We start from the raw sequence: 1,875 nt of genomic DNA, 5'->3' as shown, positions 1-1,875 counted from the left end.
CAAATTTTAAACTATTATCCCAAGATATATTAAAATTACTTACTTCTCCAGTTTGAGTATCTACACTAATATATACATTGTTTTCGTTAAAAAATATGTCGTCTTCTACTCTTGTATAACTATAGCTATAATCCCTTAAATTATTTCTACGATATGCATTATAAATATCATCTTCATCTCTAGATTTGATTTTATCTAATACATCTGGATATAATTTTTTAAGGAAATCTTTAGCTATTTTTTCTCCCTCTTCTTTAGTTATTTTAGGAAATTTAAAAATTCTTGTATCTCTGTTAGGACTATATTCACTTTTCCAATAACCTGTTATATTTCCTTCTTCATCAATATCAACGCCAATATTTTTGTTTTGACCGCTCCAAGATAGGTTTGTAATATTTTTACCATTTATGTCCTCATACTGATGCTTGTTAAAACGCTCGTACTCTTCTCCTATTTTGAATAAGGTTTTGATTTTCTGAATATCTTTGCTTAAACTATCCTCTTCTGCAAATCCATTCAATGGTATACATGTAATTAATAGTGTTAATATCATTGCTGATATTAAAAGTTTAAATTTTATTATTCTCATTAATATCCCCTCCTAATATTCAGTATATAGTATTTTAATATATTTAACCATATTATGGAGCAATAATTTAAATATATTTATAAATTCTTTTATTCTATAACAACTATTGCCTCATAGCCCTTAGTCTTTAATTCCTTTACTAAAGCATCTGCATTGGCTCTAATACTAAATGTACCTACTTGCACTTTGTAAATCATTGTTCCACCATCTTCATTGTATGATATTCCAAAATTACTCAATATTCCTTTTGCTACAGCTATTGCTAAATCATCTTGTCTTTTTTTTAATATATGAGCATCTTGGAAGTTAGTAATGAAAGCCAGTTCAACTAAAACTGCTGGCATTCTAGTCAATCTTAAAACATCAAAATCCGCCGTCTTAATACCTCTATTTACAGTATAAACACCATTTAGAATTATACTATCTTGAATTGCTTTTGCTAATTTACCACCTGAATTACTACTAGTATATCTGTATGTTTCTACCCCCTTTACTGAAGAGTCGTGAAATCCATTACAGTGAATTGATATAAATACATCTGAACCTGCCTTATTTGCCATTGTAGCTCTATCTGTCCTATCTAAAAACACATCTGTAGTTCTAGAATATCTTATATCTAATCCATGTTTTTTTAATATATTGCCAATTTTCATAGTTATTGCTAATGCTATGTCTTTTTCTCTTAATCCATTTCCTAATGCGCCTGGATCTTTCCCTCCATGACCTGCATCTAAAAATACCTTTACCATAATCAACACCTCCTTGATTTTATTTTTCAAGATTATTCTCATCCACTATTTAGTCCTTCAATTAATATATGTGTTTTTCACGAAGTTTTTACAACCCTCAAAAAATTTACTTCTTCAAAACAATATTTAGACATATAAAAATGCTATCTAAAAGTTGAGCTATTACCATGTTTTTAGATAGCATTTAAATTCTATATTCACTTCTTAGTTACTTTTCAAAAGTTAATGTTTTGCTAAATCTATCAAATCCAATTATTGTATTTGAAAATACTTCCTTTGCATTTTGTATATATAGCTCAGGCTCATCCATAGGTTCCTACTCACAGGCAATAAGGATTTTTCTTCCTTTATAACTTATGAGTAGTGAAGATAAGAATCTCCCTGGCATAGGCATACTTCCACCTGTTCCCAATAAAGCTATATCTAACAACGAAATCCCTTCTTTAAATATAGTCCACTTTATTAATATATACCATATATTGCCCTTAAAATTAAAATAAGTTCCCATATTAAATTTTTCTTAGGTAGTCTATAAAC

At 28.6% G+C, this 1,875-nt stretch carries 2 protein-coding genes; both read right to left on the bottom strand.

Translation table 11 applies throughout. The features are described from left to right. On the bottom strand, window positions 1-589 hold a 589-nt coding region (locus VK998_RS09990; RefSeq protein WP_325227986.1), incomplete at its 3' end, for a YcdB/YcdC domain-containing protein. A gap of 89 nt (window positions 590-678) precedes the next feature. Further along, window positions 679-1,338, bottom strand: a complete 660-nt coding sequence (locus tag VK998_RS09985) for an N-acetylmuramoyl-L-alanine amidase (protein WP_325227985.1) — start codon at window positions 1,336-1,338, stop codon at window positions 679-681. Window positions 1,339-1,875 lie beyond the last annotated feature (537 nt).

Origin of the sequence: Schnuerera sp. (genome assembly GCF_035459645.1) — a bacterium.
In the GTDB taxonomy this organism is placed as follows: Bacteria; Bacillota; Clostridia; order Tissierellales; family Tepidimicrobiaceae; genus Schnuerera.
The sequence above is the reverse complement of the archived record's forward strand: the minus strand, read 5'-3'. Positions and strand labels throughout refer to the sequence as shown.